Source organism: Rhodothermales bacterium, from assembly GCA_034439735.1.
Lineage (GTDB): Bacteria > Bacteroidota > Rhodothermia > Rhodothermales > JAHQVL01 > JAWKNW01.
Map to the genome: position 1 here is coordinate 1 of JAWXAX010000189.1, position 7,412 is coordinate 7,412.

Sequence of the window (7,412 nt, forward strand, 5' to 3'; positions counted from 1 at the left end):
CCAACACCGTCTCTCCAACACCGTCTCTCCAACACCGTCTCTCCAACACCGTCTCTCCAACACCGTCTCTCCAACACCGTCTCTCCAACACCGTCTCTCGTCTCGCTGGAGGTGTGCCAGGTGTGGGATTCACAACGAACAGGTCGCCTGGGCCGTGCCCCCTGAAGCACGGGGGCTATTATGCGGCGTCGCGCGGCGACGCCAACCTTTGGTTCATGGCCGTTTCAGGAATTATGTCCCCATATCGCTCAATCCCTATGAAATAGGTCGCCTGGGCCGTGCCCCCGAGCTGAAGCTCGGGGGCTATTATGCGGCGTCGCGCGGCGACGCCACCCTTTCGTTCATGCCGTTTCAGGAATTATACCCCCCGATGATAGACGTCAACCGCCCTCCAACCGAAACCCGACCCCCTCCAGCTCCTCCGCCGACGCCCGCGCAAGCGCCGCCCGGCGCGTATTCCCGCGCGATTGCTGCGCATCCAGCAGCGCTTCGCTGAGCCCAAACGCCGCCGCCATGAGCCGTGCGGTGTAGCTGTATCGGTGCGCCCGGGGGAAATGATTCGTGGCCGGCAGCAGCCAGGTGAGCAGGTCGAACGTCCGGGTGAAGATGACCGTCTTTTGCCAGGCTCAGGGAAATGCGTGCCTCCAGTGAATACCGACATCCATCGTCGTTCCACCAGAGGACAGAGCCCGACCGTAAAGCCAACCTCATGCCTCTTCGCTTAATTAAGCATTTTCGTCATTCATTCGGCATTTTTGTAAGGGGGCGCGAAAACAACGCGAAAACCGAAGTTGAGGCTGCCGATGCCGGGATTGAAGTCGAACCGGTCGGCGCAGCGGACGTTCTCAGCATCATTGCCGAACGAGCCGCCGCGCAGGACGCGCGACGCGTCAGTATCCATTGGCTTAAATACGGGATCGACTACTTGTGTGGAGTCATAAGCTGCATATCCATCTTCCACCCATTCCCACACGTTGCCATGCATGTCGTAAAAGCCGAACGCATTTCTCGTTTTTCCGCCAACGGGTTGGGTTTGAGAATTTGAGTTCTCAGAGATCCAAGCGTGGTCAGTAAGCTTGCCCGTCTCGTCGAACCCATAATCGCCCTCGAAGCCGGCGCGGCAGGCGTATTCCCATTCTGCTTCGGTTGGCAGGCGAAATGTCCCCGGACCGACGTGACGGGCATTCAAGCTATCGATGAAGGCTTGCGCCATCATCCAACTGACGTTTTCGACTGGCAGATTGTGGCCTTTACTGTAGCTGGGATTGGCGCCCATTTCGGCGTACCATTGGGCCTGGGTGACTTCCGTTGCGCCCATTTTGAATCCCATCGAGATCGTGACCTCCCGTATAGGCTGCTCCTCGTCGCCGTCTCCTACCATTGTAAACACACCTGGACGAAGTTCTACAAGATCCGCCTCGGTCAAGCGATCGAAGGTCGCTCCTACGCAATACGTGTCAGTTTCTTGGCCTTCTACCTGCCATTCTCCATCGTGGTCGATGCAAATCCGGCACCACTCGGCTTGCGTACTCCCGAGACAGACATTATGGCGATTCGAATAGACGTACATCCCGACGATGCCACTGAAAAGAAGAACCATGGCGCCGAACGTCGCACCGAGCGTGAAGCGTTGATTCTTCCGAGCATTTCGGCTCTCTTTTACGAGCCGTCGTTCATCGTCATCCCATTTGCGCATTCCTGTCGCGCCGTTCTGCACTTCCGCGAGGCTGCCTGCATCGAGCACACCGCCTTTCTTCCCATCCTTCCAATCAGGCGCCCTGCTTTCGAGCAACCGCTCCGCGCGCTGGCCGGAAGCGTTAGAGGCCTTGTACCGCTGGAGCACGATGGGCGCCAGCGTGTCATGCGCCAGCCGCGTGACTGGGTGTGCCAGGCCCGCCTCCCCTGCAACCTGCGTTGAGACGAGCAGATAGGCCTTCTGAGCGCGCGCGCGGAGCGCGTGCACGCGGTCCTTCACATGCGGATACATGCACTCCACGTCGGCATCCGAAAGCGCACCGGCCGTCACGCGTTCGGTGACATGCGCCGCGAGGATGTCGATGGCCAGACCGGACGCCACTACTACCGGATCCCACTCACGGAGCTCCTTCAATTGCTGATCCACGAAATCGCCCAGGCCGAGCCCTTCCTCCGACAGGGTCGCGTAGAGCTCCAGCGTAAATACAGGTGCAGTTCCGGGCAGCGCCTTCGCCCGCTCCCACATACGAGCGAGGAGGATCGAGAGGACCGGTGCGGCCGGCGAGCCGGTATCGCGCAATATATCTCGGGAAATCAGCGCGGGCAGATCGGGGTGAACAGTGAGGCGGTATTTCGTGCGGAGCGCCTCCGCGCTGGCCGGCCCGCGAACGATCTCCATCACGCCTTCCTGGCTCAGTCGATCCATAAAAAACGAGTAGGGCGAGATGCCGGCCTCCCCCATGCTCTTTTCCAGCTCGGCCAGCCATTCTTTGCGGAACGAAAGCACCAGCCGGCCTTTCGGCCGCGTCGCCTTCACCGCGAACACCGTGCGCACGATGTGTTTGAACAGCCCCATCTCGTCCGGCGCCGCCACGCCATTCGCTTTCTCCTCCTCGGTTCGTGGGTCGGGCATCGGGAGCGTGATGTACTCTTCCACCTGGTCGAGGATGACGACCAGTGGCTTGCCGCGCTCCTCGATCCGGTGCCAGGCCTCGGCGATGGCCTGTGGATCCGGCGCAACACCCAGCAGATCGGCCAGGGTACCCGAGAGCCCGCGTTCGGGTTTGCGGCGCTTCATGCGTACGTCGGCGACGGTTTCGAGGTAGGGAAACACGCCGGCCTCCAGCAGGGAGGACTTCCCCACGCCGCTTTCGCCGTAGAACAGCACCACGGGACCGTACTCTGTGCCGGCCAGGGCGTTGTACAGCCTGACGATCTCGCGGTCGCGCCCGAAGAAGACGCCGGCGTCGGCCCGGGTGAAGCGCTGGAGGCGCCGGTACGGGGTCAGGGGCAGTTCGGGGAAGTCGATCTCGGGGAGGCCGTGGCGACGATCCACGGGGGCCGGCTCCGGCGGGATATCGGGGGGCGAGGTCGAAGAGCGTTCGTGCTCAGCCGGGCGCACGTAGCGTCGGAGGCTGTCCAGCGCCTGCTTTCCCAGGTCCTCCGGCGTGGTGAAGCGGGCCACCACGTGATCCGTCATCAGCGCTTTTTTAAACGCTTCCAGCTTCTCCGCCGCCACACCCCGATCGAAGTATTTCGGCGGCACCGGAACGTCGTCGTCCATCACAAAGATCAGACACGGGATACCCTTCAGGCGGGCCCGGTCGTATTCCTGATGGGTGATGGACGTTTCGTGGCCCTTCGGAATCGTCCCGTAGCGGTGGGCGAAGATCCCGACGTAGACGGTAGCCTCGTCCACCATTTCGAGCGACGTCTCGACCGCGCCGGGGTCGCCGGCCGGCAGCTGCTCCATCATCTTCGGCATCAGCCCGAGCCGCAGGCAGGCGTCCATGACCTGGTCGCGGTACACGGGCAGGTCAAGCGCCGTGCTGCTGATCATGACGATGGGCGGGTTCGCGGTGGGTTTGAGCATGGTTCACGTAGCAACGCGTCGGCGGGTTAGGCGTCGCTAACTTACATGCCGGCGGCGCCTCGCGCAAGGAGACCCGAAGGGTTTTTCAACGCCGCGATTGAAACACCGCCGTGCCCCGGAAACCCTTCGGGTCTGGGCCGCGACCTAGAGTAGCAAGCCTAAAGCATCGATCTGTCGCTCACGCCCGGATTCTTTTCTGCGTGCCGGCATGGCGCTCGATGCGAAAGAGTAGTTGATCCGGATCTCAGGCAGGGGCCGGTTACCGTGGATCTGAATCCGCCTCGCCTGAGAATTTGTGCGCAGGAGGGTCCGCACGAACGACCATTGAATCAGTGGCCGTGGACCGGAGCGCGCGCAAGGTATGCGCTCGCTCGCACATAGCGTCGAGCATCCGCAACTTCTCCGTAATATCGCACGCGGCTAACTTCGAACGGAAGGCGCGTTTTGCAGCGAGAATTTGAGGCAGGTCGAAGGTCATGGCGTGTCAGTAAGGAAATGCCGGACGAAGTGCCGCCACGCATCGGTGAGATGATGGCGGGCGAGGATGGCCTGGAATCGGTCCGAGTCCAGGACGCCCGCGTTAAAAAAACGCCATCGGTCGCGTCGTAGGAAGGTCCTTCACTACGTTGCTAATGAACGCTCTGTTCGATAATGGTCGAAAAATCCTATAAAACAGCTCAGCGGGGTACATGTACTCGAAAAACCGGGCATAATAGCGAAAAACAACCCCTATCGTGTCACCCTGAGCGTAGTCGAAGGGCCTCTCGTACGTCCGGGAGGTCCTTCGACTACGCTCAGGATGACTTAGGGATATGGGAATTGGCGATTTCGCATCTAACCATACGTTCATGCCAGATAAGAAAGCCCCGCGAAGCCAGGCTAAAGGTCTCAGTATGACCTTCGCGCTGTGAGCGCGTAACGTCAGTTAATGAGCGTGATGACTTCAACGATATTCATCGGATGGATATTCAGACGACAAATTGATCCAACGTGACAATACGATGGGCTGGCTCATCGAGGTCTGGAGGTGGGATGAAGACGTAGGGCGTGTTAGACCTCGCCAAAATAACCGCTTCGTTCAGGTCGCGCAATCCGTAGGGGTACGATATATCGTGTCCGGCATTCCGATTGACGCCGCGCCGGCGGATACGTGGTGGAGACGCAAGGTATGGCGTCTCTACGGGATGGTGCCTGGCTCCGCCGGTTCAACCCTTCTAACCATTCCCTCATCCCAAATTCTGGCATCGACACGCGCCGGAAGTTACCTTCCGCTCAGCATCACCCTCACCACCCGGTATTCGAAATGAAGTTCATCGTACGCCTCCTCGCCTACGGGATCCCCGCCGTTTTAATCCTGATCCAGTTTTTCCCCGTCGACCGCACGAACCCGCCGGCCACCCGCGAACTCCGCTGGGACTCCCCGCAGACCCGCGAGATCGCGGAGCGGGCGTGTTTCGACTGCCACAGCAACCAGACGAAGTGGCCCTGGTATGCCTACATCGCCCCGCTCTCCTGGCGTGTGGCGGACCACGTGGCGGAGGGACGCGAGCACATGAACTTCTCGGAGTGGGATCGGCCCAACGAGAACTTCGAGGAGATCGAGGAAGTGATCAACGAAGGCGAGATGCCCCTGTGGGACTACCTCATCCTCCACGGAGAGGCGAAGTTAACGCCCGACGAAACGCAGGTGTTGCTTGCGGGATTAAAGGCCTCGTTCGACCAGGATCCGCCGATCGAACGGCAACGCCGGCCGCCACCGGGTGCTCCGGCGCCGTGAGTCGCGGGCGTAGCTCTCACCCATCCGCCCAAACATCCCATTGAAACTGTATTTCCGTTCCGCCAGCCTGGCCACCGCGCTGATGCTCGTGGCGGTCGCCGCGTACGCGCAGCCGTTTCCGCACGCGGCCGACGTATCCTCGATCGAGGGCATCATGAAGGCCTATTACGAGGTCGTCTCCGGCCCCGCCGGCCAGCCGCGGCAGTGGGCGCGCGACAGTACGCTCCACCACCCATCGGCGCAGATCACCATTGTGCGCACGGTGGATGGCCGGCCAGAGGCGCAGGTAATGTCGCTGGGGGATTTTCACAAAGCGAGCGCGGGGATCGCCGAGCAGGGCTTCTTCGAATACGAAATCCACCGACAGGTGTCGCAATTCGGCGTCACGGCCAATGTCTGGAGCACGTATGAATGGCGCACCACGCAGGACGGCCCGTTGGGCGGCCGTGGGATCAACAGCATCCAGCTGTACCACGACGGCGCCCGCTGGTGGATTCTCGGCTGGATGTTCGATGGTCGCGACGACGCCGGCCCCATCCCCCCGAAGTATCTTCCCACCCCATGATGATGCGTGCGGCTGGCGTCGCGGTCGCCGCGCTGTATGGCGTCATGTTGGGATGCCAGCCGGCACAGGCGCCCGTCCCACTCATATCAATGGAAGAGGGCCATACGTTCGCGCTCGTCCAGTCACCGCCCGGAGCCCGGCTTCATTTTACGGTCGAGCACGAAGCTTGGATCGCCGGCGACGCCTATATGCAGGTGCAGGTGACCCTCAAAGAAGGCGACGAAATCCGAGAAGCGGGGCACCTCTTTGTCCGCCAGACCGAAGACGGACTCTACTGGCGCCTGACCGATAGCGCCCACACGCTGTTGCAGCCTGGATTTTTCCAGCATCCGACGGCAACGGGAGCCACGTACGCCTTCGGCGATGCGCGCTACCGCGTCGGACGAGAGCCGCGGGTGGTGGATGGCGTATCGCGCGATGTCATCGTCTACGAACAGTTGAAGGAGGGGGTTGAGGCGCTGCGGGTGTCGTTTATTCCCGGTATCGGCCTCGTAGGCATCGAAAGCGGCGCGTTTCGATTCGAGCGTTGAGTTCGTACCTTTCGGCGAGGCTCCATCCCCCATCAACGACATCCATGTCCATGCGCATCGCATCGCTGCTTGTACTGTTCTCCCTGCTGGCCACGCCGGCCACTGCCCAGAAGCTGACCGATGAGCGCCCGGTAGCCACGTATTCGATCGTCGCGCGGGACTCCGTGACCGGGCAGTTGGGTGTCGCGGTGCAATCTCACTGGTTTTCGGTGGGTTCGATCGTCACCTGGGCGGAAGCCGGCGTCGGCGCCGTGGCCACGCAGTCGTTTATCGACCCCTCGTATGGCCCGCTCGGGCTGGCGATGATGCGTGCCGGCCGTAGCGCCCCGGAGGCGCTCGCCGGGTTGTTGGAGGCAGACGGCGGGCGAGAAGTCCGGCAGGTCGGCATGGTCGACGCCCTCGGGCGGGCGGATGCGCACACCGGGGCGCGAGCCATCGAGGCCGCCGGTCACCACATGGGCGCCCAGTACACCGTCCAGGCCAACCTCATGGAAAATCCGACCGTGTGGGGCGCGATGGCGAGGGCCTACGAAACCGCGGAGGGCGACCTGGCCGAGCGCCTCTTGAAGGCGCTAGAAGCCGCCGAGGGGGAAGGCGGCGATATCCGAGGCCGGCAGTCGGCCGCCATCCTCATCGTCTCCGGCGCTCCGACGGGGCGTTCATGGGAAGATCGGTTATTCGATTTGCGTGTTGAGGATCATCCGGACCCCGTCACCGAGTTGCGCCGGCTCGTGACGATGCAGCGCGCCTACCTGAAACTCAACGAGGGCGACGGCTGGGTGACGAAGGGGGACTTCTCGAAGGCGCTGGAGGCCTACTCCGTGGCGATGGAGATCTTGCCCGACGAGGCCACCAACGGCGAGGCCCCGTTCTGGGTGGGCATCACCCTGCTGGACGCCGGCGACGCCGATCAGGCCCTGTCCTACCTCCAGCGCGCCTACCGCCAGGACCCCCGCTGGGCCGACCTCATCC

Annotated in this window: 6 protein-coding genes; 4 read left to right on the forward strand and 2 right to left on the reverse strand. The window is 62.1% G+C overall.

The genetic code is table 11. From position 1 onward, the window contains the following. Window positions 1-380 precede the first annotated feature (380 nt). Complete coding sequence (locus tag SH809_14265) at window positions 381-515, reverse strand: hypothetical protein (GenBank protein MDZ4700870.1); 135 nt, start codon at window positions 513-515, stop codon at window positions 381-383. Window positions 516-742: 227 nt separating this feature from the next. Beyond that, entirely contained in the window at window positions 743-3,568 is a 2,826-nt protein-coding gene (locus SH809_14270) for an SUMF1/EgtB/PvdO family nonheme iron enzyme (GenBank protein ID MDZ4700871.1), read from the reverse strand. Between the two features lie 1,303 nt (window positions 3,569-4,871). On the opposite strand from SH809_14270, the gene SH809_14275 reads away from it, so the two are divergent. From SH809_14275 to SH809_14290, 4 genes are all read left to right on the forward strand, one after another. Continuing rightward, entirely contained in the window at window positions 4,872-5,345 is a 474-nt protein-coding gene (locus SH809_14275; protein ID MDZ4700872.1) for a heme-binding domain-containing protein, read from the forward strand. A gap of 40 nt (window positions 5,346-5,385) precedes the next feature. Continuing rightward, window positions 5,386-5,910: a hypothetical protein gene (locus SH809_14280; GenBank protein ID MDZ4700873.1), complete on the forward strand. Its 525-nt coding sequence runs from the start codon at window positions 5,386-5,388 to the stop codon at window positions 5,908-5,910. After that, the gene (locus SH809_14285) at window positions 5,907-6,440 is read left to right on the forward strand and encodes a hypothetical protein (protein ID MDZ4700874.1); all 534 of its coding nucleotides are present in this window, start codon (window positions 5,907-5,909) and stop codon (window positions 6,438-6,440) included. The genes SH809_14280 and SH809_14285 overlap by 4 nt, the downstream gene beginning before the upstream one ends. A 50-nt stretch (window positions 6,441-6,490) precedes the next feature. Further along, on the forward strand, window positions 6,491-7,412 hold a 922-nt coding region (locus tag SH809_14290; protein ID MDZ4700875.1), incomplete at its 3' end, for a DUF1028 domain-containing protein.